Genomic DNA, 24,343 nt, shown 5'->3' on the forward strand with positions numbered 1-24,343 from the left:
TAGCCCGTCCCGCGGATGCAGCCCAGGCCTGCACGCATTGGCGGAATAGCGCATGCGCGCTACTCCGCCCTACGAAAGCCGGCCCTGTCCGGCTTTTGTTGTTTAGAGCGACAATTATGAACGTCCAAGAGTTCTACCAGCACGCGCTGACCCAGCGCGATTTCAAGGCCGACGCGGCGCAGCGCCGCGCGGTCGACCGCCTCCAGCTCTGCTACGACCAGTGGGTGGAGTACAAGGGCCAGCGCTCGAACAGCTTCAAGCGCTTCATCAACCGTCCGGACGTGCCCAAGGGCGTCTACATGTGGGGCGGGGTGGGGCGCGGCAAGTCCTTCCTGATGGACAGCTTCTATTCCGTGGTGCCGCTGGTGCGCAAGACGCGCGTGCACTTCCACGAATTCATGCGCGACATCCACCGCCAGCTCGACGAGCTCAAAGGCGTGGCCAATCCGCTGCAGGAGGTGGCGCGCCGCGTGGCCCGCAAATACCGCTTGATCTGCTTCGACGAGTTCCACATCTCCGACGTGGCCGACGCCATGATCATGTACAACCTGCTGTCGGCGCTGTTCGACAACGGCGTGTCCTTCATCATGACCTCGAACTACGACCCGGAACTGCTGTACCCGGACGGCCTGCACCGCGACCGCATCCTGCCCACCATCGCGCTGCTGAAGGCGAAGATGGACGTGATGAACGTGGACGCCGGCGTCGACTACCGGGGCCGCGCGCTGGAGCAGGTCGATTCCTACTACACGCCGCTGGGCGCGGCCACCGACGAGTCGCTGCGCCAGGCCTACGCGCGCATCGCCGAGACCGCCGACGAGGACCCGCGCGTGATGATCGAGAGCCGCGAGATCCGCGCGCTGCGCCGCGCCGGCTCCATCATCTGGTTCGATTTCCACACGCTGTGCGGCGGCCCCCGCTCGCAAAACGACTACCTGGAAATCGCCAGCCGCTTCCATACGGTTATACTGTCCGGCATACCGATGATGTCGGCCGCCATGTCGTCCGAGGCACGCCGCTTCACCTGGCTGATTGATGTGTTCTATGACCAGAAGGTCAAGCTCCTGATGTCGGCCGAGGTGGAGCCGGAGGAGCTCTACACGACGGGCATGCTGGCCAACGAGTTTCATCGCACCGTGTCGCGCATTGTGGAAATGCAGTCGCGCGACTATATGGACAAGGAGCAGCGCGGAGTAGCCGAAGCGCTGTCCTGATGACAGGATAAACATGGCAAAGCATGACAAGCGCGTGGCGTGCGCGATGATGGTCGCCGCGCTGGCAACCTTGGCGGGTATGGCCCAGGCCCAGAACATGGGCCAGGCGCCGCTGCTGGAACCGGTGGTGCCGCGCACGCACTCGGTGGAGCAGGCCGACGCGAAATTGAAGGAAGTGGAGCAGGCGCGCGCCGCGGTCGGCGCCGAATACGCGGCCAGCGAAGAGGTCTGCAACACCCGCTTCTTCGTCAACCACTGCCTGGACCAGGCCAAGGAAAAGCGCCGCGCGGCGCTGTCCGGCCTGCGCGCGATCGAAGTGGAGGCGAGCCGCTTCAAGCGCCAGCACGCGGTGGAGCAGCGCGACCGCGAACTGGCCGATCGCCTGAAGAAGGACGAGGAGGAACTGGCGCGCCGCGCCGCCGCGCCGCAGCCGGCGCGCGCCGAGCGCGAACCGGCCAAGCCGGCCGCCAAGCCCGGTCCCACCCTGGACCAGCGCCAGGCGGCGTACGAGGCCAAGGTGAAGCGCCAGCAGGAGAAGGACGCCGCCGAGGCCGGCCTGCGCGCGCAGAACGTGGCCGAGTTCGAGAAGAAGAAGGCCGACTCCGAGCGCCGCCAGGCGCAGGTGGCCGAGAAGAAGCTGGCCCGCGAGGAGAAGGCGCGCAAGCGCGCCGCCGAGGCGGAAGCCGCGGCCAAGGCGTCCGCCGCGAAGGCGGAGGCGGCGGCCGCCAAGGAGCGCGGCAAATAATGGCCGGCCTGTCCGCCAACGAGGCGCGCCAGCTGGCGCAATCGGCGTTCGCCGCCTTGCGGAACGGCCAGACGGAACAGGCCAGGCGGCAGTTCGAGCGGCTGGTGGCGGGCGGCGTGGCCGAGGCCTCGGTGTTCATCGGCCTGGCCTACGCCTGCGCCTCGCTGTCCGACCGCGCCTCCGCGCACAGCGCCGCGGACCGCGCGCTGGCGCTGGAGCCGTCCGGCCTGCAGGTGCTGATGCTGAAGGGGGACTTGCTGCACGCCGAGGCCGACGGCCAGGCCGCCGCCGCCTATTACCGCGCCGCGCTGCGCGCCGCGCCCGATCCGTCGCGGCTGTCGCCCAACCTGCGCAATGAGCTCAAGCGCGCGCAGGACATGATCGCGCACTACGCCGGCAAGTTCGAATCCTTCCTGGTGACCGAGCTGGAAAAGGCCGGCTTCGACGAGCGGCGCGACGCGCGCTTCGCGCAGTCGCTGGAGCTGATGCTGGGGAAGAAGGAGATCTATCCGCAGCAGCCGCGCGCCTATTATTTCCCCGGCCTGCCGCTGATCCAGTACTTCGACAACACGCGCTACCCGTGGCTGAAGCCGCTGGAGGACGCGACCGACGACATCCGCGCCGAGCTGCTGCGCATCCTGGAGGAGGACGCGGGCGCGTTCCAGCCCTATGTGCAGGGCGACCCGGACCGGCCCAAGGTGAACCAGGGGCCGATGCTGAACAATCCCGCCTGGAGCGCCTTCTTCCTGTGGAAGAACGGCGAGCCGGTGCCGGAGAACATGGCGCGCTGCCCGAGGACCATGGCCGCGCTGGAGGGCGTGCCCAAGCCGCACGTGCCGGGGCGCACGCCGTCCATGCTGTTTTCGCTGCTGCGTCCGGGCGCGCACATCCCGGCGCACCACGGCATGCTGAACACGCGCATGATAGGCCACCTGCCGCTGATCGTCCCGCCCGGCTGCGCGCTGCGGGTGGGCAACGAGACGCGCGAATGGAAGGTGGGGCAGGCCTGGCTGTTCGACGACAGCATCGAGCACGAGGCCTGGAACAACAGCGCCGAGACGCGCGTGATCCTGCTGTTCGAGGCCTGGCGCGAGGAGATTTCGGAGCGCGAGCGGCAACTGGTGTCGGCCATGCTGGCGTCGATCGACGCCTACGGCGGCAAGAAGGCGGACTGGGATTAAGTAGGGCGGAGTAGCGCATCGCGCTATTCCGCCGGATGCGCGCGGGTCCGCCGGCATCCGGCGGACTGCGCCTTCGGCTTACTCCGCCCTACATGGCTATACCGCCTTGTCCATCTTCTGCACCACGTAGGTCGGCGCCTCCTTGGGCGGCGCCACCAGCTTGATGATGGCCATGGTGCAGTTGTCGCCCTTGCCCTTGGCGCGTTCCATGGCCTTGGTGATCAGCCGCTCGGACGCCTGCCGCGGCGTGCCGCGCGCCACGGCGGCGGCCAGTTCGGCGTCGGTGAAGTATTGCCACAGGCCGTCCGAGCACAGCAGGAAGGCGTCGCCCGGCTGCAGGTTCTCGTGCACGCCGATGGTCACGAAGGGCTGCTTTTGCCGGTTGCCCAGCACATTGTTCAGCATGCGCGTGCTGCGGTGTTTTTGCGCCGCCTCCAGCGGCAGCTTGTCCACGTTCACCAGGTAATCGACGTAGGCGCTGTTGTTGCTGCGCATGGCGCAGTGTTCGTTGGTAAAACGATACAGGCGCGACTCGCCCACGTGGGTCCAGATGGCCTGGCCCTGCGGCGTCAGCACCAGCAGCACCAGCGTCGATTGCGGCTCGCTGTTGACGGCGGGGTTCATCACGATCACGTCGTGCGCCTCCTGCGCTATGCTGCGCAGCAACTCCTTGAGGCGGGGCAGGCTGGCGCTGTCGCCGGCGCGGTATTCGTCGAACAGGTGCTTGCTGGTGTGCAGCACCTGCTCGGCGGCGACGGACGAGCCCATGCCGTCGGCCAGCACGGCCATCACGTAGCCGGGCGCGCGCGCCGCCGTGTACAGCGCGGCGCGGTCCGTTTGCTGGGGCCGGCTGCCCAGGTGCTGGGCGGTGCCGGCTTCGATTTTGTATGTGCTCATGGGGTCAAGCTAGCCTGCTTCTGTGCGCTGAGTTAAACTATGCACTGGTAAACAGTTTTGTTGCAAGCGTGCAGTTGTTGACCATGCGAAACTGTTGGCAAAATAACAGAAACTGGGATCCAATGACAGACGTAGAAGAAATCAAGCGCCGTATCATCGAGCTCGACGTGGAACACCGCGATCTGGACGCCGTGATTGAAATGCTGACGCTGGATGGCCATCATGATCAATTGCAACTGCGTCGCCTGAAGAAACGGAAGTTGCAATTGAAAGACTATATCACCCTGCTGAAAATGCAGCTGGTTCCGGACGTTCCCGCCTGAGCGCGTCCCCGCCCCACCTTAGCTTATTTTGACCGATCCCCAACTCACGCCCTCGGCGCCCGCCGACAGCGGCGAACCCCAACTTCCTCCTGGCAAACACGATGCCGAGATCGACCGCTTGTTCGGTCCCGGCGGGCCGCTGAGTCCGGCGGTGGGGGGCTTTCGCCCGCGCAAATCGCAAACCGAGATGGCGAAGGCCATCGCCAACGCGATCGCGGAGCAGAGCACGCTGATCGCCGAGGCGGGCACGGGCACCGGCAAGACCTTCGCCTACCTGGTCCCGGCGCTGCTGTGGGGCGGCAAGACCATCGTCTCCACCGGCACCAAGAACCTGCAGGACCAGCTGTTCCTGCGCGACATCCCCACCGTGCGCGCCGCGCTGCAGGCGCCGGTCTCGGTGGCGCTGCTGAAGGGGCGCGGCAACTACGTGTGCCACTACCACCTGGAGCGCACGCTGCAGAACGGCCGCATGACCTCGCGCGAGGACGTCGGCCACCTGCGCGAGATCTCCCGCTTCCTGAAAATGACCAGCTCCGGCGACAAGGCCGAGCTGGCGCGCGTGCCGGAAAACGCGCTGATCTGGAACCTGGTCACCTCCACCCGCGACAACTGCATGGGCGCCGAGTGCCAGTATTACCAGGACTGCTTCGTGATGAAGGCGCGCAAGGAGGCGCAGCAGGCGGACGTGGTGGTGGTCAACCACCACCTGTTCTTCGCCGACGTGGCGCTGAAGGACACCGGCGTGGCCGAGCTGCTGCCGTCGGCCAACACCATCATCTTCGACGAGGCGCACCAGCTGCCGGACACGGCGACGCTGTTCTTCGGCGACACCTTCTCCACCTCCCAGGTGCTGGAGCTGTGCCGCGACGTGCTGGCCGAGGGCCTGTCCCACGCGCGCGACGGCGCCGACTGGGGCAAGACCGTGACGGTGGTGGAAAAGGCGGCGCGCGACCTGCGCCTGACCTTCCCGCAAGACATCGTGCGCCTGTCGCTGCCGCAGATCGCCCCGTCCAGCGAGTTCTTCCCCGCGCTGGAAACCCTGAAGGACGAGCTGGACGGCCTGATCGCCGTGCTCGACAAGCAGGCCGAGCGCGCCGAGACCCTGGAGCAGTGCCGCGTGCGCGCCACCGAGCTGGCGCAGCAGCTGCGCGACTGGAAATTCGATCCCAAGGCCAAGGTGGCCAAGGGCGAGGAGGCGGTGTTCTGGGTGGAGGCCTACACCAGTTCGCTGCAGCTGCACAAGACGCCGCTGTCGATCGCGCCCATCTTCAACGGCCAGCGCGAGGGCGTGCCGCGCAGCTGGATCTTCACCTCCGCGACCCTGGCGGTGAAGAACGACTTCAAGCACTTCGCCGAGCAGATGGGGCTGGCCGGCGAACCGGCGCGCACCTGGCCCAGCCCGTTCAACTACGAGCAGCAGGGCATCCTGTACGTGCCGACCGGCCTGCCGGACCCGAACTCCATGGGCTACACGGACGCCGTGCTGGACGCGGCGCTGCCGGTGATCGAGGCCTCGGGCGGGCGCGCTTTCCTGCTGTGCACGACCCTGCGCGCGGTGAAGCGCGCGGCCGAGCGCCTGCGCGACGAGTTCGAGAAGCGCGGCCTGCCGTATCCGCTGTTCGTGCAGGGCGACAAGGGGCGCACCGAGTTGCTGGACCAGTTCCGCAAGTCCGGCAACGGCGTGCTGATCGGCAGCCAGAGCTTCTGGGAGGGCGTGGACGTGCGGGGCGAGGCCTTGTCGCTGGTGATCATCGACAAGCTGCCGTTCGCGCCGCCGGACGACCCGGTGCTGGCCGCGCGCATCGAGGTGATGGAAAAGCAGGGCATGAACGGTTTCATGCACCACACGCTGCCGGAGGCCATCATCAACCTCAAGCAGGGCGCCGGCCGCCTGATCCGCGACGAGGGCGACCGCGGCGTGCTGATGCTGTGCGACCCGCGCGTCATCAGCAAGCCCTACGGCCGCCGCATCTGGCAAAGCCTGCCGCCGTTCAAGCGCACCCGCGAGGCGGCCGAGGTGATCGCCTTCTTCCAGGGCGAAGCCGCCGCCCCCGAATCGACCTGAGCCGCCGCCCAACCGGCGTCAGCAGCCTTTCGGGGTCAGACCCCAACCGGCGTCAACAATGGCGTGGCGCCGCGCGCCGCTCGAAAGCGGCGTTCGCTGCGTCAGCGCTGCGGCTGGATCACGACCTTGCCGGTGACCTTGCGGGCGGCCATGTCGTTCAGCGCCTGCGGGGTCTCGGCCAGCGCGTAGCGGGCGGAGATGTGGGGGCGGATCTTGCCTTCGGCCATCCAGCCCAGCAGTTGCATCATGCCGGCCAGGTTGGCTTTCGGCTCGCGCTTGGCGTATTCGCCCCAGAACACGCCGACCAGCGACGCGCCCTTCAGCAGCGCCAGGTTGAGCGGCAATTTCGGGATCTCGCCGTTGGCGAAACCCACCACCAGGTAGCGCCCGCGCCAGGCGATCGAACGGAACGCCGCCTCGGCGTAGTCGCCGCCCACCGGGTCGTAGACCACGTCCGGTCCCTTGCCGCCGGTGAGGGCCTTGATCGCCTCGCGCAGGTCTTGCGTGCCGTAGTTGATCAGCTCGTCCGCGCCGTGCTCCTTGCACACGGCCAGCTTCTCGTCGGTGGAGGCGGCCGCGATCACGCGCGCGCCCAGCGCCTTGCCGATCTCGATCGCCGCCAGTCCCACGCCGCCCGCCGCGCCCAGCACCAGCATGGTTTCGCCGGCCTTCAAGGCCGCGCGGTCCACCACCGCGTGGTGCGAGGTGCCGTAGGTGAGGGTGATGGCGGCGGCCGTGTCGAAGTCCATGCCCGGCGGCATCGGCATCAGCGCCTGCACCGGCACCGCCAGCTGCTGCGCGAAGGCGCCGTGCGCGGAGAACGCGATCACCTTGTCGCCCGGCTTGAAGGCCGTCACGCCGTCGCCCACCGCGCGCACGACGCCGGCCACCTCGTTGCCCGGGGTGAACGGCAGCTCGGGCTTGTACTGGTACTTGCCCTGGATGATCAACACGTCCGGGAAGTTCACGCCGGCCGCCTGCACGTCCAGCACCACGTGGCCCGGCGCGGCGACCGGGTCCGGCAATTCCTCCACGGCCAGGGTGTCGGGCAGGCCCCAGGCTTTGCATACGATGGCTTTCATAGGTCTCCTTGATTGTTGTTAAAAATTAGCACGTGCGTTCTATTTTACCCCGGTTCGGGCCCTTGTGTCCGATTGAGAATTCGCAAAGGCGACTGTGGCGCGGTGACTACAGTGAAAACGAGGGCATGCATACGATCGGGGGTTGCCATGGGCATCCGCTACGGCTGTTTCTTCAGTTACGCGCACGGGCAGCACGCTTACATGAGCAAGTTCAAGAACGATCTTGCGGACGCGCTGCGGTGTTACCTGGAGCCGCATTTCGACAACGAAAGCGAGCTGTTCGTCGACACCGAACAACTGGGCGGCGGCGACGACCTGGACCGCCGCATCGCGCTGGCGCTGTGCGAAAGCGTCTGCATGATCATGATCTACACCCCCAAGTACGAGGCGCACGCCTACACGCGTCGCGAGTTCGCCGCCATGCAGCTGATCGAGGAGGAGCGGCGCGCCTGGTATCCGCTGCCCAGCCACCTGATCATCCCCGTCATCATGACGCGCCATCCGCTGTGCCTGCCGCCGCAGATCACCAATCCCGGCATGTACGTCGATTTTTCGCGCTACACGCTGGCCACCGGCGACCTGAAGACCAATCCGGACTTCCTGCCCGACATCGAGAAGATCGTGCAGCGCATCGCGGCCCACTACCACTACCTGAAACACTGCATCCCGCCAGGCCACGATTGCAGCCGCTTCGTGCTGCCGCCGATACCGGAAGTCTGGCGCGCCGAGCCGCCTCCCCATTTTCCCCGTTAAAAAAAGGTGCATCATGGACCACCCGCAACCGCATTTGCCGGCGCTCGCCACGCCCGGAGACGTTATCACATTTCATTCCCACAAGGGCGGCGCCGGGCGCAGCACCGCCCTGGCCAACATCGGCCTGCTGCTGGCCGGGCGCGACCACGCGACGCGGCCGGTGCTGATGATCGACTGGGACCTCGACGCGCCCGGCCTGCACCAGTATTTCCAGGCCGGCGACGACGGTCCCGGCGTGCTGGAGTTCTTCCTGGCTTGCCGCGAGCAGTTGCGCCGGCGCCGCCGCCGTCCGGGCGAGGACAAGGAGGGCCAGGACGGCGCCGAGCTGGCCAGGCAGGTGCTGGCGGCCGTGGGCTGGGAGCGTTACGTGGTGCGGGTGGACCCGGGCCGGCCGCTGTACCTGATGCGCGCCGGCCGGCAGGACAGCGGCTACGCCGAGCGGCTGGCCGGCCTGGACTGGGAGTCGCTGTTCCTGTCCTGCCCGGCCCTGTTCCGCTGCTTCTCGGAGTTGCTGGCGCGCCACTTCCGCCACGTGCTGGTCGACGCGCGCAGCGGCCGGGGCGATTGCGCCGGCATCTGCACCGTCCTGCTGCCGACCCGGCTGGTGCTGCTGTTCGAGGCCAGCCGCCAGAACCTGGACGGGCTGCAGGCGCTGGTGCTGCGCGCCACCACCTACCGCCGCAGCCACGAGGAGGAGCAGCGCCCGCTGCTGGTGTATCCGCTGCCGGCCCGGCTGGACCTGGAGGACGCGGCCAGGCGCGCGCAATGCCGCCACGGCGAGGCCGGCTACCAGCCGGCGTTTGAGCGCGTGCTGGGCGAGGCCTACGGCCTGACCCGGGTGTCGCTGGACAGCTATTTCGACGAGGTGCAGCTGCCGCAGACGCGCGCCCTGGCCTACGGCGAGCAGTTGCCGGCCCGCGACGAGCCGCTGGCCGACCGCCTGTCCGCCACGCGCGGCTACGAGTCGCTGCTGCTGTGGCTGGAGGACGGCCATCCGCCCTGGCGTTCGCGCGCCGAGATGCCGCTGCTGCGGGCGGTCGAGCGCGCGCGGAGCGAACTGGACGACGGCAATGCGCGCCGCCTGCTGCTGGCGCGCGAGCTGTACCGGCTGGGCGAACTGCACCGCGAGGAGGGGCGTCCGCTGCCGGCCATGCTGAGCTTCCGCGAAAGCGTGGAACTGCACGCCAAGGCGCTGGGCGAGGAGCATCTGGACACCGTGTCGGCCAAGGCGCAACTGGCCGGATTGCTGCTGGGCCAGGGCCGGATGGACGAGGCGCGCCTGCTGCTGCGCTGCGTGGTCGAGACGCGCGCCAGGCTGCTGGGCGCCGAGCACGCGGACGTGCTGGAGGCGCGCGCGGCCCAGGCCCGCGCCTTGGCCGGGCAGGGCCATTTCGCCGCCGCGCTGGCGCGCCAGGAGGAGGTGCTGCGGGTGCTGCTGAGGCGCTGGGGCCGGGACCATCCCATGACCCTGGACGGCATCGCCGCGCGCGCGGCCATGCTGTACCAGGCGGGCGAACTGGAGCCGGCGCGCCAGGCGCAGGAACAGGTGCTGGCGGCGCGCGTCCGGCTGCTGGGCGCCGGCCACGCCGCCACGCTGGAGGCCGGCGAGGCGCTGGCGCGCACCCTGGCGCGCATGGAGCGGGACGACGGCCCGCTGGAGGCCGGCATGCCGCCCTCCCAGGGGACGGAGCCCGCGCCGCGCCGCGTGTCCGGCGTGCAGCAGGAGCCTGGACACTACGGCGCGGGGCAGGGCGCGGAGCACGCCGTCCCGCCCCGGCGCGCCTACGGCGCCTGGCCCTACGCCGCGCAGGCGCAACCGGCGCCGCGGGAGGAGCAGGCGGCCAACGTGTTTTCGCTGTGGAACGTCCGCCTCGCGCCCCAAGAGCCGGACGCCGCGCCGGCGCCGGACGGGGAGCGCGCCGAACTGCCCTGAGCATGCGGCGGGGCCCGTCTCCCCGCCCGAAATTTATCTGCTGCAACGGCTTTGGCCATGCGCTGGAGCCCCGTTGCTTCAGGTAAAATCGCTGCCATGCGTATCCTAATTAGTAACGACGACGGTTATCTGGCGCCCGGCATCACCGCCCTGGCCGACGCGCTGGCGGCCATCGCCGACATCATCGTGGTGGCGCCCGAGGGCAACCGTTCCGGGGCCTCGAATTCGCTGTCGCTGGACCGCCCGCTGTCGGTGCAGCGCGCCCCGAATGGTTTTTATTTTGTCAACGGAACCCCCACCGACTGCGTGCACATCGCGCTGACCGGCATGCTGACCGAGAAGCCCGACCTGGTGGTGTCGGGCATCAACAACGGCCCCAACATGGGGGACGACACGCTGTACTCCGGCACGGTGGCGGCCGCCACCGAGGGTTATCTGTTCGGCATCCCCGCCATCGCCTTCTCGCAGGGCGCCTTCGGCTGGGAGCACATCGACGACGCGGCCAAGGTCGCGCGCGACATCGTGCAGCGCCATTTCGACACCCTGCCGCGGCCGTACCTGCTGAACGTCAACATCCCGAACCGGCCGTACGCCGCCATGGGGCCGCTGGCGGCCACGCGGCTGGGCAAGCGCCACCAGTCCGAGCCGGTGATCCGCTCGCACGACCCGCGTGGCCGCGAGATCTTCTGGATCGGCCCGCCCGGCGCCTGCAAGGACGCCGGCGAGGGCACCGATTTCCACGCCGTGTCCCAGGGCTGCGTGTCGCTGACGCCGCTGCAGATCGACCTCACCCACCGCACCCAGCTCGAGACGCTGGCAAAAGGCCTGGCATGACCGACAAGAACCGCACCTTCCCGCTGCCGCTGTCGTCCGTGGTGGACAAGCCGCAGAAAAAGCAGCCCGTGTTCTCGCCCGTGGCCACGCCGCAGACGGCGACGCAGAACGCGCGCAGCGCGGCGCAGGGCGGTTACCAGGCGGTGCGCCAGGCGCCGGCGGCGCCGTCGCGCCTGCACAGCCACGCGCTGGAGCGGGCCCAGCCGGTGCCGGCCGCGGCGCCGCGCCAGAACCCGCTGGTGTCGGACGCGGTGCGCCGCGCCATGGTGGCGCGGGTGGCCAGGCAGGGCGTGAAGGACACGGTGGTGCTGGGCGCGCTGGAGGCGGTGCCGCGCCACATGTTCATGGACGAGGCGCTGGCCTCCCAGGCCTACATCGACGCCTCGCTGCCGATCGGCCACCACCAGACCATTTCCCAGCCCTATATCGTGGCGCGCATGATCGAGGTGATGCGCAACGGCGGCCAGCTGCGCCGGGTGCTGGAGATCGGCACCGGCTGCGGCTACCAGGCGGCGGTGCTGTCCTGCCTGGCGCAGGAGGTGTATTCGATCGAGCGCATCAAGCCGCTGCACGAGCTGGCCAAGGCCAATTTGCGCCCCTTGCGGGTGGCGAACCTGCGTTTGCACTACGGAGATGGTATGCTAGGCCTGCCGCAGGCTGCCCCGTTCGATGGCATCATCCTGGCGGCGGCCGGCATGGAGGTCCCGCCGGCGCTGCTGGAACAGCTGGCCGTGGGCGGCCGGCTGGTGGCCCCGGTGGGCGCGCGCACCCAGCATTTGCAGCTGGTGACGCGCCTGGGCAAGGCGGAGTGGGCCAGCCAGACGCTGGAAGACTGCCATTTCGTGCCATTGCGCCCTGGAACCGTCTGAATCCGGCGAAGAAGATCAAATTTTAAGAATGAGTATGGTTAAGAAGAGTTCCCTTTTATTATTGAGCGTCATCATGGCCTTGCTGAGTGCCTGCACCAGCACTCCCATCCAGGCGCCGGTCGTCGACCGCACGACCGCGCCCGCCCCGGTCACCGTCAAACCCGCGTCGCCCAGCGACGACGCGCGCCGCGAACGCGACGAGCGCGGCCTGTACACGGTGAAAAAGGGCGACACCCTGATCAATATCGCGCTCGAGCACGGCCAGAACTACCGCGACCTGGCGGCCTGGAACAACCTGGCCAACCCGAACGACATCAAGGTGGACCAGGTGCTGCGCGTGCTGCCGCCCGAGGCCGGCAACGGCGTGCAGATCGGCGCCGTGCAGACCCCGAGCACCATCGAGAAAACCCCGCCGGTGCCGAAGAAAACCGGCCCGCGCGGCGACAAGAAGCCGTACACCGAGGGCGCGCTGGCCGAGCTGCAGCGTCCCGAGGGCGCCGAGGGCAACGGCAAGCCGGAGCGCGGCGAGCGCGCGCCGACCCAGGTGGCGTCGATCGCGCCGGCGCCGGCCCCGGCGGCGCCGGCCATGCAACTGAGCGCCGAGGACCGCGAGCTGAGCTGGATCTGGCCGTCCGAGGGGCGCGTGGTCGCCACCTTCGACGAGGGCAAGAACAAGGGCATCGACATCGCCGGCAAGCCGGGCCAGCAAGTGATGGCGGCCGGCGCGGGAAAAGTGATGTATGCCGGTAGCGGCATCCGAGGTTATGGTAATCTCGTCATTGTGAAGCACAGTAATAGTCTGTTGTCAGCCTATGCCCATAACCGGGCCATCCTGGTGAAGGAGGGCCAAAGCGTAAGCAAGGGCCAGCTGATCGCAGAAATGGGGGATTCCGACACCGACGCCGTCAAGCTGCACTTTGAAATCAGGCAGCAGGGCAAGCCGGTCGATCCATCAAAGTTCCTGCCTAACCGCTAGCTAGCCAGAGCCCATGACACACTCGCCGCACGACCGACTGGATGACGACTCGCCTGAGGACTTCCCGGACGAGCAGAGCGACGATGTCGGCGGCGAAGGCATCGACGGCGAGACGGTCGCCGAGGTCGCGACGGTGCTGGAAAGCGTCGACGAACTGAAAAAGGTGCTGGCGGCCGAACTGTCCACCGACACCACCCAGCATTACCTGAACCAGATCGGCACCCGGCCGCTGTTGACGGCGGCGCAGGAGGTGCACTTCGCCACCCTGGCCAAGGCGGGCGACTTCAGCGCCCGCCAGACCATGATCGAGCACAACCTGCGGCTGGTGGTGTCGATCGCCAAGCACTACATCAACCGCGGCGTGGTGCTGCTCGACATGATCGAGGAGGGCAACATCGGCCTGATGCGCGCCATCGACAAGTTCGAGCCCGAGCGCGGTTTCCGTTTCTCGACCTACGCCACCTGGTGGATACGCCAGAGCATCGAGCGCGCCATCATGAACCAGGCGCGCACGGTGCGCCTGCCGGTGCACATGGTGCGCGAGCTGAACCAGATCCTGCGCGGAAAATACCACTTGGAGGCGCAGCACCACAACGGCAAGGACGCCACCGCCGAGGACATCGCGGAACTGGTGGGGCGGCCGGTGGAGGAGGTGCAGGACATCCTGGCGCTGTCCGAGCACGCCACCTCGCTGGACGCGCCGCTGGACAACGACCCCCAGTCCTCGCTGATGGACATGCTGCCCGGCGACAGCGAGGACAGCCCGGACGCCCGCGCCGAGCACCACGAGATGACGGTGCTGGTGCGCGACTGGCTGACCAAGCTGCCGGACAAGCAGCGCATCGTCATCATGCGCCGTTTCGGGCTGGACAACGACGATCCGGCCACGCTGGAGACGCTGGCCGAGGAAATGGGCGTCACGCGCGAGCGGGTGCGGCAGATCCAGCAGGAGGCGCTGGTCAAGCTCAAGCGCGCCATGGCCGCCCGCGGCGTGGTGCGCGACTCGCTGCTGTAATCAAAACCCACCGCAAATTCCGGGGTCAGACCGGACGGGGCTGACCCCGGCCCTTCGCTCCTGGTTTTCGGCGCGCGGCATCTGCTATCATATCGCCCTCCCGTAAGCTCCCCTTTTACCCGCCATGCAAGACAACACCATCGAAATCAAATCGCTCGACATGGACGCCCGCGGCGTCGGCCACATCGAAAACGAAGACGGTACGCCGGGCAAGGTGGTGTTCGTCGAAGGCGCGCTGCCGGGCGAGCGCGTGAGCTTCGAAACCTTCAAGAAAAAGAAGAACTGGGAAGCGGCCCGCATGACCGCGCTGCACAAGGAATCGTCCATGCGCGTGAAGCCGAAATGCGTGCATTTCGACTACTGCGGCGGCTGCTCGATGCAGCACCTGGAGCCGAGCGCGCAGGTGGCCATCAAGCAGCGCGTGCTGGAGGACAACCTCTGGCACCTCTCCAAGGTCAAGCCGGCCAACATGATGCGCCCGATGTACGGCCCGACCTGGGGCTACCGCTACCGCGCCCGCCTGTCCGCGCGCTGGGTGGCCAAGAAGAACACGGTGCTGGTGGGCTTCCACGAAAAGAAATCGGTGTTCGTGGCCGACATCCAGAGCTGCCAGATCCTGCCGCCGCACGTGTCGGACATGCTGATGCCGCTGCGCGCGCTGATCGGCTCCCTGAGCCTGTACGACAAGGTGCCGCAGATCGAACTGGCCATCGGCGAGGACTTGACGGTGCTGGTGATGCGCAACATGGAGGCGCTGAAGGCGGACGACGAGGCCAAGCTGAAGGCCTTCGCGGACCAATACAAGATTCAATGGTGGCTGCAGCCCAAGGGGCCGGACACCGCCCACCCGTTCTACCCGCTCGATAAAGAGCTTCATTACCTGCTGCCGGAGTTCGGCGTGCGCATGCCGTTCAAGCCGGTCGACTTCACGCAGGTGAACCACCACATCAACCGCTCGCTGGTCGGCAAGGCGCTGCGCCTGCTGGACGTGCAAAAGGACGACCGCGTGGCCGACCTGTTCTGCGGCCTGGGCAACTTCACGCTGCCGCTGGCGACGCAGGCGCGCGAGGTGGTGGGCATCGAGGGCAGCACCTCGCTGACCGAGCGCGCGCTGGCCAACGCCAAGGTCAATGGCGTGTCCGGGAAAACCACCTTCATGACGCGCAACCTGTTCGAGGTCACCGGGGACGATCTGGTCGCCCTCGGCAAATTCGACCGCATGCTGATCGACCCGCCGCGCGACGGCGCGATGGCGCTGTCGCTGGCGCTGGCCGAACTCAAACGCACCAATCCCGCGCTGCTGCCCAAGCGCATCGTGTACGTCTCGTGCAGCCCGTCCACGCTGGCGCGCGACGCCGGCGTGCTGGTGCACCTGTGCGGCTACCGGCTGAACCAGGCCGGCGTGGTCAACATGTTCCCGCACACCTCGCACGTGGAATCGATGGCCGTGTTCGACCTCGACCCGGACGCAAAGGTCAGCAAGCTGGCCGACGGCCGCGACGACGAGAGCCTGTAACTCCAGGAAGGCAAGCGTCGCCGCCGCGAGACGGCGCGCCGACCGCGGATGTTCCGCGCATGCCCCGCGCATTGACACGGGTTGCGGTATTTGCAACACTGGCTGTTCACTTCGAACAGCCAGGAGCCGGTATGCGCAACTTGTCCAAGCTTGTGAGCCTGATGTGCCTTGGCTTGCTGCCCGCCGGGTTGCCGGCGGCGGCGCAGACCGTGGTCGAGGCCTTCACGCCCGACGGCGCGGTCAAGCAGGTGAGGCAGGCGCAGGCCAGGTTCAGCGGCCAGGTGGTCCCCTTCGGCGACCTGCGGCTGACCGATCCCTTCGACGTCGATTGCGCCGGCAAGGGCAAGGGGCGCTGGGTCGACGGCCGCAACTGGGTCTACGACTTCGATCATGACCTGCCCGCCGGCCTGGCCTGCCGCTTCACCTTGAAACCGGACTTGAAGGACATCGCGGGCAAGCCGCTGGAGGGCGCGCGCGAGGCCCGCTTCAACACCGGCGGCCCCTCCATCCGGCGCAGCCTGCCCCACGAGGGCGCGCAGATCGACGAGCGGCAAGTCTTCCTGCTGGCGCTGGACGCCGCGCCGCGCGCGGAGACGGTGGCGGCCCACGCCTGGTGCCGCGCCGACGGCATCAACGAGCGCATACCGGTGCGCGTGCTGTCCGGCGCGGAACGCGAGCAGGCGCTGGCCGCGCGCAGGGGATATGCCGATGGCGTGCTGGCGGCCTTCCACGCCGCGCAAGGAGGCAAATGGGAGCGCAACAAGCCGTTCACCGACGCGCGCCTGGCCGGCCAGCCGCTGGTGGCGCTGCAGTGCAAGCGCAACCTGCCGGCGGGCGCCAAGGTGTCGCTGGTGTGGGGCGCGGCCATCGCCGCCTCCAGCGGCCTGGCCAACGAGGAGGACCAGGCGCTGGCCTACACCGTGCGGCCCGAGTTCACCGCCGCTTTCAGCTGCGAGCGCGCCACGCGCAAGGGCCCGTGCCTGCCGATCACGCCCATGCGCCTGAACTTCAACTCGCCGGTGCGCGCCGCCGACGCGCGCGCGGCCGTGCTGACGGGGCCGGGCGGCAAGCGCTGGCAGGCATCCATACCCGCGCCCTCCGGCGGCGAGCCCGCGCCCGAACATGTGCAGGGCGTGACCTTCGACGGCCCCTTCCCTGAAAACGCGCGCTTCCGCCTGTCGCTGCCGGCCGGCTTGAAGGACGACGCCGGCCGTGCGCTGCTGAACGCGGCCAACTTCCCGCTGGCGGTGCAGACCGGCGAACAGCCGCCGCTGGTCAAGTTCCCGGCCCGCTTCGGCATCATCGAGGCGCGTGGAGACCGCCTGCTTCCGGTCACGGTGCGCAATGTGGAGGCGGGCATCGCGGCGCGCATGGCCCCCGCCAGCGGCGGCATGCTGCGCGTGGATGACCAGGACCAGAGCGTGATGCAATGGCTGCGCCGCATGAGCAATCCGAAGATGGAGTCCGGCTGGCTGCCCGGCGAGCAATGGCGGCTGCAGGACTCGCTGCTATCGGGCCGGGACGCGCCTGCGGCGCAGCGCTTCACGCTGCCCAAGCCGGGCGGGCGCAAGGCCTTCGAGGTGATCGGCATCCCGCTGCGCAAGCCCGGCTTCTATGTGGTGGAACTGGCCAGTCCCAGGCTGGGCCGGGGCCTGGGGCAGCCCGCCAATTCGCAAACCGCCTATGTCAGCGCGGCGGCGCTGGTCACCAACATGGTGGCGCACTTCAAGCATGGCGCCGAGTCCTCGCTGGTGTGGGTGACGTCGCTCGACAAGGGACAGCCGGTGCCGAACGCGCAGGTGGCGGTGCGCAACTGCAAAGGCGCGCTGCTGTGGCAAGGGAAGACCGACGCCAGCGGCGTGGCGAACATCCGCCAGGAACTGGACGGCGGCCAGTGCCACTACAACGAAGGCTACTTCGTCACCGCCCGCAGCGGCGGCGACATGACGTTCACGGTGTCGAACTGGAACCAGGGCATAGAAACCTGGCGCTTCGGCGTGCCGACCGAGAACCACAAGGCCCCCAACCTGATGGCCACGACGGTGTTCGACCGCACGCTGCTGCGCGCCGGCGAGACGGTGCACATGAAGCACTTCGCGCGCCGCCACACGTCTTCCGGCATCGGGTACGCGTCCGGCGCGGCGGACTGGCTGTCCAAGTCCACCACGCTGCTCGTCACCCACGAGGGCAGCGACCAGAAATACGAACTGCCGCTGGCCTGGGGCGCGGGCGGCATCGCCGAGAACACCTGGGCCATCCCGGCGGACGCGAAGCAGGGCTGGTACGCGGTCTCGGTGGGCAGCGTGGAGCTGGGCCGCTTCCGCGTCGAGCAGTTCCGCGTGCCCACCATGAAGGCGCTGCTGCAGGGACCCGCCACGCCCGCCGTGCGGCCCGCCGAACTGCCGGTCACGGTGCAGCTCAGCTACCTGTCCGGCGGCGGCGCGTCCGGCGCGGCGGTCAAGCTGCGCACGCTGCTCGAGGGGCGTGGCGTCGGCTTCGACGACTACGACGACTTCAGCTTCAGCGCCGGCGACGTCAAGGCGGGCAAGGAGGGCGCGCGGCAATACGGCGACGACGGCGACGACGGCGAGTTCGAGGGCGACGGCGAGGAGGGCGAGGCCGCCGCCGCGGCGGCGGACGGCGCGGCGCGCGGCCCGGTCAAGACGCGCACCGTCACGCTCGATCACAACGGCGGCGCGCGCGTCGTCATCGACCAACTGCCCCGGCTGGACACGCCGCAGGACCTGGTGGCCGAGATGTCCTACCAGGACGCCAACGGCGAGACCCTGTCCTCGTCCACCCGCATTCCGTTGTGGCCCTCGCGCCACGTGATCGGCATCAAGCCGGACAGCTGGGTGCTGAGCAAGGACGCGCTGAAGTTCCAGGTCGCCGTGCTCGACGTGCGCGGCAAACCGGTGGCCGGCGCGCCGGTGACGGTGGACTTCTTCCAGCGCCTGCACTATTCGCACCGCCGGCGCCTGATCGGCGGCTTCTACGCCTACGAGAACAGCAGCGAGATCAAGCAGCTGGGCCTCGCCTGCGAGGGCGCCACCGACGCCAAGGGCCTGCTGCTGTGCAGCGCCAAGGCGCCCGCCTCCGGCAACCTGATCCTGCGCGCGAAAACGCGGGACCGGAACGACAACGAAGCCATCACCCACCGCGAAACCTGGGTGGCCGATGGCGAGGACTGGTGGTTCAAGGCCAGCGACGACGACCGCGTCGACCTGCTGCCCGAGCGCAAGCGCTACGAGCCGGGCGAAAGCGCCACCTTCCAGTTGCGCATGCCGTTCCGCGAGGCCACCGCGCTGGTGACGGTGGAGCGGGAGGGCATACTGGACACCTATGTGCGGCCGCTGTCCGGCGGCGCGCCCGTGTTCACCATCCCCATCAAGCCGAACTACGGTCCCAACGTGTATGTCTCGGCCATGGTGGTGCGGGGACGCGTGGCGGGCGTGCAGCCCACCGCGCTGGTCGACCTGGGCAAGCCCGCCTACAAGATGGGCCTCGCGCAACTGCGCGTGGGCTGGGCCGCGCACGAGCTGAAAGTGCAGCTCAAGACCGACCGCGAAGTCTACAAGGTGCGCGACAAGGCGCAGGTGAGGGTGAAGGTCACGCGCGCCGACGGCACGCCCGCGCCGGCCGGCGCCGAGGTCGCGCTGGCGGCGGTGGACGCCGGCCTGCTGGAACTGATGCCCAACACAAGCTGGGACCTGCTGGAAGCCATGATGCAGCAGCGCAGCCTGCAGGTGGAAACTGCCACCGCGCAGATGCAGGTGGTGGGCAAGCGCCACTTCGGCCGCAAGGCCGTCGCGCACGGCGGTGGCGGCGGCAAAGGGGGAGGGCGGGAACTGTTCGAGACGCTGCTGTTCTGGAAGGCCCGCGTGAAGCTGGACGCGCAGGGCGAGGCCAGCGTGCAGGTGCCGCTCAACGACTCGCTGACGGCGTTCCGCATCGTCGCCATCGGCAGCGCCAACGCCGACCTGTTCGGCACCGGCCGCGTGGACATCCGCAGCTCGCAGGACTTGATGCTGCTGTCCGGCCTGCCCGCGCTGGTGCGCGAGGGCGACCGCTTCCACGCCGGCTTCACGCTGCGCAACACGACGGAGGGGGCGCTGAACGTGGAGCTGGGCGGCAAGGCCGGCGCCAGGGAGTTGCCGAAGCAAAGCGTGTCCATCGGCCCCGGGCAGGCGCGGGAAGTGGGCTGGGAGCACCAGGTGCCGGCCGGCGTCACCGAGCTGGCGTGGGACGTCAGCGCCCGCGTCCTGGGCGCCGGCGGCGCCGCCGCGGCGGGCGGGCCGGATGCCGCCGCCGACCGCGTCAAGGTCAAGCAGGCGGTGAAGGCGGCCGTGCCGGTGCGCACCGTGCAGGCCACGCTGCTGCAGCTGGACAAGCCGCAAACCATGTCCGTGCAGGCCCCGGCGGACGCCCTGCCGGGCCGGGGCGGCGTGCGCACCCTGTTCAGCGCGCGGCTGGGCGGCGAACTGCCGGGCGTGCGCGACCATATGCTGGCCTATCCCTACACCTGTTTCGAGCAAAAGACCTCCCGCGCGCTGGCGCTGCGCGACGAGGAGGGCTGGACCCGGCTGGCCGGCCAGATCCCCGCCTACCTGGACGGCGACGGCCTGCTGAAATACTTCCCCGTCATGGAGATGGGCAGCGACAGCCTGACCGCCTACGTGCTGTCGGCCGTGCGGGAAGCCGGCTATCCGATACCGGAGCACCTGAAAATCCGCATGGAGGACGCCTTGCTCGGTTTCGTGCAGGGCCGCATCCTGCGCGGTTCGCCGCTCGCCACGGCCGACCTGGCGGTGCGCAAACTGGCCGCGCTGGAAGCGCTGTCGCGTTCCGGCCGCGTGACGGAGGCCGAACTGCAATCGTTCACGCTGGAGCCCAATCTGTGGCCCACCTCCGCCGTCATCGACTGGTACTTGATCCTGCGGCGCACCGACAAGCTGGAACAGCGCAAGCAGCGGCTGGCGCGGGCGGAGCAGATCCTCAAATCGCGGCTCACCATGTTCGGCACCACGATGGGCTTCTCCACCGAGCGCACCGACAACTGGTGGTGGCTGATGGCGTCCGCCGACGGCAACGCCAACCGCCTGCTGCTGGCCATGATGGACAACCCCGCCTGGAAGGACGACATGGGCCGGCTGGTGCGCGGCGCGCTGGGCCGGCAGCGCAAGGGCCACTGGGACACCACGGTCGCCAACGCCTGGGGCGTGCTGGCCATGGACAAGTTCACCGCCGCGTTCGAGCGCGAGCCCGTGTCGGGCAGCGCGACCGCGTCCATCGGCGGCGCCGCCAAAAGCGTCGCCCTGGACGCCGACACCACCAGCGGCAGCGCGCTGCTGCCGTGGCCGCGCGGCGCGTCCGACCTCACGCTCAAGCACGCGGGCGGCGGCAAGCCCTGGGCCACGGTGCAAAGCCTGGCCGCGATCCCGCTCAAGGCGCCGATCCAATCCGGCTACCGGATCGTCAAGACCATCACCCCGGTCGAGCAGAAAGCGAAGGACGCCTGGTCGCGCGGCGACGCCTACCGCGTGCGGCTGGACCTGGAGGCGCAAAGCGACATGACCTGGGTGGTGGTGGACGACCCCATCCCCGCCAGCGCCTCCGTGCTCGGCACCGGCTTCGGCACCGACTCGACACTGCTGACGGCCGGGGAGGCGGGCGGCGGCCGGGTCTGGCCCACCTACCAGGAGCGCACGTTCGACGCCTACCGCAGCTACTACGAATACGTCCCCAAGGGAAAATGGCGCATCGAATACACGGTCCGCCTCAACAACGCCGGCCAATTCCAGCTGCCGCCCACGCGCGTCGAAGCCATGTACAGCCCCGACGCCTACGGCGAAGCCCCCAACCCCGCCGTCACCGTCAAATGACCCGAAAAGTTACCCCCGCCACATCGGTGTCAGGCGCGACATTCGGACACGAGCCCGGCCGTGGCGCGCCGCGCGCCTCGCCGGCGGGATCCGCCGGCGCCTGGCGGCGGCCGGGGAGCGCGCGGCTGGTCGCAGCCACGATGCTGCTGGCCTGCGCGGCCGCGGCGGAGTCCGCCGCGGCATACGCCGCCGTGCCCTCCTACGAGCAGGTGCGCGCCGCCCACCGCGCCTCCGATTCCATGCTGCTGGACCGCCACGGCGCCCCCATCCAGTCCCTGCGCATCGACATGGCCGCGCGCCGCCTGTCCTGGGTGCGGCTGGACGACATCTCGCCCAGCCTGGGCGCCGCCGTCATGCAGGCCGAGGACCAGCGCTTCCTTCAGCACGACGGGGTCGACCTCGCCGCGCTCGGCCAGGCCGCCTGGGACAACCTGTTCCGCCGCCGCCCGCGCGGCGCCTCCACCCTCACCATGCAACTGGCCGCCCGGCTGGACCCCGCGCTCAGGCCCGGCTCCACCGGCCGCGACTGGTCGCAAAAATGGGACCAGATCAAGGCCGCGAAAGAATTGGACGAGGCCTGGACCAAGCCGCAGATCCTCGAAGCCTACCTGAACCTCGTCACCTTCCGCGGCGAGCTGCAAGGCGTGGGCGCCGCCGCGCGCACCTTGTTCGGCAAGGCGCCGTCCGGCCTGAACCTGGCCGAGTCGGCCATCCTGGCCAGCCTGCTGCGCGCCCCCGGCGCCGCGCCCGGGCTGGTGGCGCGCCGCGCCTGCGCGCTGGCCAGGGAGCTGCGCGCGCCCTGCGACCGCATCGACCAGCTGGCCGACAACGCCTTCGCCCGCTCCGCCGCCATGCAGGCGCTGGCGCCCGCGCCGCACGCCGCGCAACAGCTGCTGAAGTCCCCGGCCAAGGAGGTCCGCAGCACGCTGGACGCCGCCCTGCAGCGCCACGCCCAGGCCGCGCTGCGCCAGCAGATCATGGCGCTGCGCGCGCGCAATGTGCAGGACGGGGCGGTGGTGGTGCTGGACAACGCCAGCGGCGACATCCTCGCCTACGTCGGCAACGCCGGCGGCACCGAGGTCGACGGCGTGGCCGCGCCGCGCCAGGCCGGCTCCACGCTCAAGCCCTTCCTGTACGCGCTGGCGCTGGAACGCGGACAGCTCACCGCCGCCTCGCTGCTGGACGACACGGCGGTAGACATCCCGACCGCCTCCGGCCTGTACATCCCGCAAAACTACGACCGCGAATTCAAGGGCTACGTCAGCACCCGCACCAGCCTGGCCAGCTCCCTCAACGTGCCCGCCGTGCGGACCTTGCAAATGGTGGGCCTGGAGCGCTTCCACGAGCGCCTGCGCCGGCTGGGCATGGAGAGCCTGACCGAACCGGCCGACTTCTACGGCTATTCGATCGCGCTCGGCTCGGCCGACGTCACGCTGCTGGAACTGGCCAACGCCTACCGCGCGCTGGCCAACGGCGGCATGATGGGCGCGGTGACGCTGCGGCCGCGCGCGCCGGAGGATAAGCGGCGTGTGATGGACGCGCGCGCCGCCTTCATCGTGGGCGACATCCTGGCCGACCGCGCCGCGCGCGCCCCGACCTTCGGCCTGAAGAACGAACTGGCCGCCACCTTTTGGGCCGCCGTGAAAACCGGCACCAGCAAGGACATGCGCGACAACTGGTGCATGGGTTACAGCGACCGCTACACGGTGGGCGTCTGGGTCGGCAATTTCGATGGCGGGGCGATGTGGGACGTGTCCGGCGTGACCGGCGCGGCCCCGGTCTGGCGCGAGGTCATGGACTATCTGCACCGGGACCGGCCCGGCCGGGCGCCCGCCGCGCCGGCGGGCGTGGTGAAGCGGGAGGTGACGTGGCAGCCGGCGGTCGAGCCGCCGCGCGCGGAATGGTTCATCGCCGGCACCGAGAGCGACCGGATCGAGCTGGTGGACGACGGCCGCCGCGCGCCCAGGATACTGTACCCGGCCGACGCCACCATCATCGCCATCGATCCCGACATCCCGGACGCGCGGCAGCGCGTGTTCTTCCAGGCGCAGGCGGGACACGGATTGCGCTGGCGGCTGGACGGCGAGGATATCGGCCCGGCCGCCGAGCGCCATGGCTGGCGGCCGTCGCCGGGCGCGCACGAGCTGGCGCTGGTGGACGCGGACGCGCGGCCGTTGGCCGTCGCGCGCTTCCAGGTGCGCGGTGGCGCGCCATGAAAAAAGCCGGCGAAAGCCGGCTTTTTTGCTTGGAGCGGGGCGGCGCGTCAGTCGCGGTCGCCGCCCAGGCCCAGCAGCGACAGCAGCGCGCTGAAGATGTTGTACACGTTCAGGTACAGGGCCAGCGTGGCGCTGATGTAGTTGGTTTCGCCGCCGTTCACGATCTGCTGCACGTCATACAGGATGTAGGCGGAGAAGATGGCGATCACCAGCACCGAGATCGCGATGTGCAGCGCCGGCATCTGGAAGTAGATGTTGGCCAGGCTGGCCAGCAGCACCACGATCACGCCCGCGAACAGCCATTTGCCCATCGCCGAGAAGTCGCGCTTGGACACGGTGGCCACGCTGGCCAGCGTCGCGAACACGGCCGCCGTGCCGCCGAAGGCCATCATGATCAGCGAGCCGCCGTTGGAGAATCCCAGGGTGCGCGTCAGCAGCGGCGTCAGCATCAGGCCCATGAAGAAGGTGAAGCCCAGCAGCAGGCCCACGCCCACGCCGCTGTTCTTGTTCTTTTCGATACCCCAGATGAAGCCCCAGGCCACCGCCAGGAACAGGAAGAAACCGATGAAGCCGCGGGGGATCGGCACGCCGAACGCGACGCCGGCGGCCGCGCCCAGCACGGTCGGGATCATCGAAATCGCCAGCAACCAGTAGGTGTTGCGCAGCACGTTGTGGCGCACCACCTGACGGCTGCCCGCCAGGTCGTAGGTCTTCTGCATGTTAACCATAAAGCCTCCAAATAAGTGAATTGCGGATTACCGCTTGTTAAAAGCATAGCATGTCCTGGCGGCAGGGGGAGAAAAACGGCTTAAAGGGGGCTTAAACGGGCCTGCGGAGGGCTG

The 24,343-nt window shown here is 69.0% G+C and carries 17 protein-coding genes; 14 read left to right on the plus strand and 3 right to left on the minus strand.

All coding sequences use genetic code 11. From position 1 onward, the window contains the following. Positions 1-116: 116 nt before the first annotated feature. Genes zapE through BM436_RS23660 form a run of 3 tightly spaced genes read left to right on the plus strand, consistent with a single transcriptional unit; the run spans position 117 to position 3,140 of the window. Positions 117-1,214 carry a cell division protein ZapE gene (zapE, locus tag BM436_RS23650; protein WP_093558003.1) on the plus strand — a complete coding sequence of 366 codons (1,098 nt, stop codon included), beginning with the start codon at positions 117-119 and terminating at the stop codon, positions 1,212-1,214. A 13-nt stretch (positions 1,215-1,227) separates the two neighbouring features. Then, positions 1,228-1,959 carry a hypothetical protein gene (locus tag BM436_RS23655; RefSeq protein ID WP_093558004.1) on the plus strand — a complete coding sequence of 244 codons (732 nt, stop codon included), beginning with the start codon at positions 1,228-1,230 and terminating at the stop codon, positions 1,957-1,959. Continuing rightward, complete coding sequence (locus BM436_RS23660; RefSeq protein WP_093558005.1) at positions 1,959-3,140, plus strand: aspartyl/asparaginyl beta-hydroxylase domain-containing protein; 1,182 nt, start codon at positions 1,959-1,961, stop codon at positions 3,138-3,140. The genes BM436_RS23655 and BM436_RS23660 overlap by 1 nt, the downstream gene beginning before the upstream one ends. 96 nt (positions 3,141-3,236) lie before the next feature. On the opposite strand, the gene BM436_RS23665 is transcribed toward BM436_RS23660, so the two are convergent. Beyond that, a complete protein-coding gene (locus tag BM436_RS23665) occupies positions 3,237-4,037 on the minus strand; it encodes a PP2C family protein-serine/threonine phosphatase (protein ID WP_093558006.1) in 801 nt (266 codons plus the stop codon). Positions 4,038-4,159: 122 nt separating this feature from the next. Here BM436_RS23665 and BM436_RS23670 point away from each other — a divergent pair, with 122 nt between their 5' ends. Together BM436_RS23670 and yoaA are read left to right on the plus strand one after the other, a co-directional pair. Next, complete coding sequence (locus BM436_RS23670) at positions 4,160-4,360, plus strand: YdcH family protein (RefSeq protein WP_093558007.1); 201 nt, start codon at positions 4,160-4,162, stop codon at positions 4,358-4,360. A 25-nt stretch (positions 4,361-4,385) separates the two neighbouring features. After that, positions 4,386-6,425, plus strand: a complete 2,040-nt coding sequence (gene yoaA, locus BM436_RS23675; protein ID WP_093558008.1) for a DNA repair helicase YoaA — start codon at positions 4,386-4,388, stop codon at positions 6,423-6,425. A gap of 101 nt (positions 6,426-6,526) precedes the next feature. Here yoaA and BM436_RS23680 read toward each other — a convergent pair whose 3' ends face one another. Continuing rightward, positions 6,527-7,507 (minus strand): NADPH:quinone oxidoreductase family protein, encoded by a 981-nt coding sequence (locus tag BM436_RS23680; RefSeq protein WP_093558009.1) that lies wholly within the window; start codon positions 7,505-7,507, stop codon positions 6,527-6,529. A gap of 147 nt (positions 7,508-7,654) precedes the next feature. On the opposite strand from BM436_RS23680, the gene BM436_RS23685 reads away from it, so the two are divergent. The 9 genes from BM436_RS23685 (at position 7,655) to pbpC (ending at position 23,501) form a co-directional block, all read left to right on the plus strand. After that, complete coding sequence (locus BM436_RS23685; protein WP_093558010.1) at positions 7,655-8,260, plus strand: toll/interleukin-1 receptor domain-containing protein; 606 nt, start codon at positions 7,655-7,657, stop codon at positions 8,258-8,260. 13 nt (positions 8,261-8,273) lie between these two features. Then, positions 8,274-10,193, plus strand: coding sequence for a KGGVGR-motif variant AAA ATPase (locus BM436_RS23690; protein WP_093558011.1), 1,920 nt, complete (start codon positions 8,274-8,276; stop codon positions 10,191-10,193). Positions 10,194-10,289: 96 nt separating this feature from the next. Beyond that, a complete protein-coding gene (gene surE, locus BM436_RS23695; protein WP_093558012.1) occupies positions 10,290-11,027 on the plus strand; it encodes a 5'/3'-nucleotidase SurE in 738 nt (245 codons plus the stop codon). After that, positions 11,024-11,896, plus strand: a complete 873-nt coding sequence (locus BM436_RS23700; RefSeq protein ID WP_093558013.1) for a protein-L-isoaspartate(D-aspartate) O-methyltransferase — start codon at positions 11,024-11,026, stop codon at positions 11,894-11,896. The genes surE and BM436_RS23700 overlap by 4 nt, the downstream gene beginning before the upstream one ends. Before the next feature lie 34 nt (positions 11,897-11,930). Next, positions 11,931-12,872: a peptidoglycan DD-metalloendopeptidase family protein gene (locus BM436_RS23705; protein ID WP_093558014.1), complete on the plus strand. Its 942-nt coding sequence runs from the start codon at positions 11,931-11,933 to the stop codon at positions 12,870-12,872. Between the two features lie 13 nt (positions 12,873-12,885). Further along, a complete protein-coding gene (rpoS, locus tag BM436_RS23710; protein WP_093558015.1) occupies positions 12,886-13,887 on the plus strand; it encodes an RNA polymerase sigma factor RpoS in 1,002 nt (333 codons plus the stop codon). Positions 13,888-14,011: 124 nt separating this feature from the next. After that, positions 14,012-15,403 (plus strand): 23S rRNA (uracil(1939)-C(5))-methyltransferase RlmD, encoded by a 1,392-nt coding sequence (gene rlmD / locus BM436_RS23715; RefSeq protein ID WP_093558016.1) that lies wholly within the window; start codon positions 14,012-14,014, stop codon positions 15,401-15,403. Positions 15,404-15,534: 131 nt separating this feature from the next. Next, complete coding sequence (locus tag BM436_RS23720) at positions 15,535-21,285, plus strand: alpha-2-macroglobulin family protein (protein ID WP_093558017.1); 5,751 nt, start codon at positions 15,535-15,537, stop codon at positions 21,283-21,285. Positions 21,286-21,425: 140 nt separating this feature from the next. After that, positions 21,426-23,501, plus strand: coding sequence for a penicillin-binding protein 1C (pbpC, locus tag BM436_RS23725; protein WP_093558018.1), 2,076 nt, complete (start codon positions 21,426-21,428; stop codon positions 23,499-23,501). 47 nt (positions 23,502-23,548) lie between these two features. On the opposite strand, the gene BM436_RS23730 is transcribed toward pbpC, so the two are convergent. Beyond that, positions 23,549-24,229, minus strand: a complete 681-nt coding sequence (locus tag BM436_RS23730; RefSeq protein ID WP_093558019.1) for a Bax inhibitor-1/YccA family protein — start codon at positions 24,227-24,229, stop codon at positions 23,549-23,551. Positions 24,230-24,343: the final 114 nt, after the last annotated feature.

It is taken from the genome of Pseudoduganella namucuonensis, assembly GCF_900116645.1.
GTDB classification, from domain to species: Bacteria; Pseudomonadota; Gammaproteobacteria; order Burkholderiales; family Burkholderiaceae_D; genus Rugamonas; species Rugamonas namucuonensis.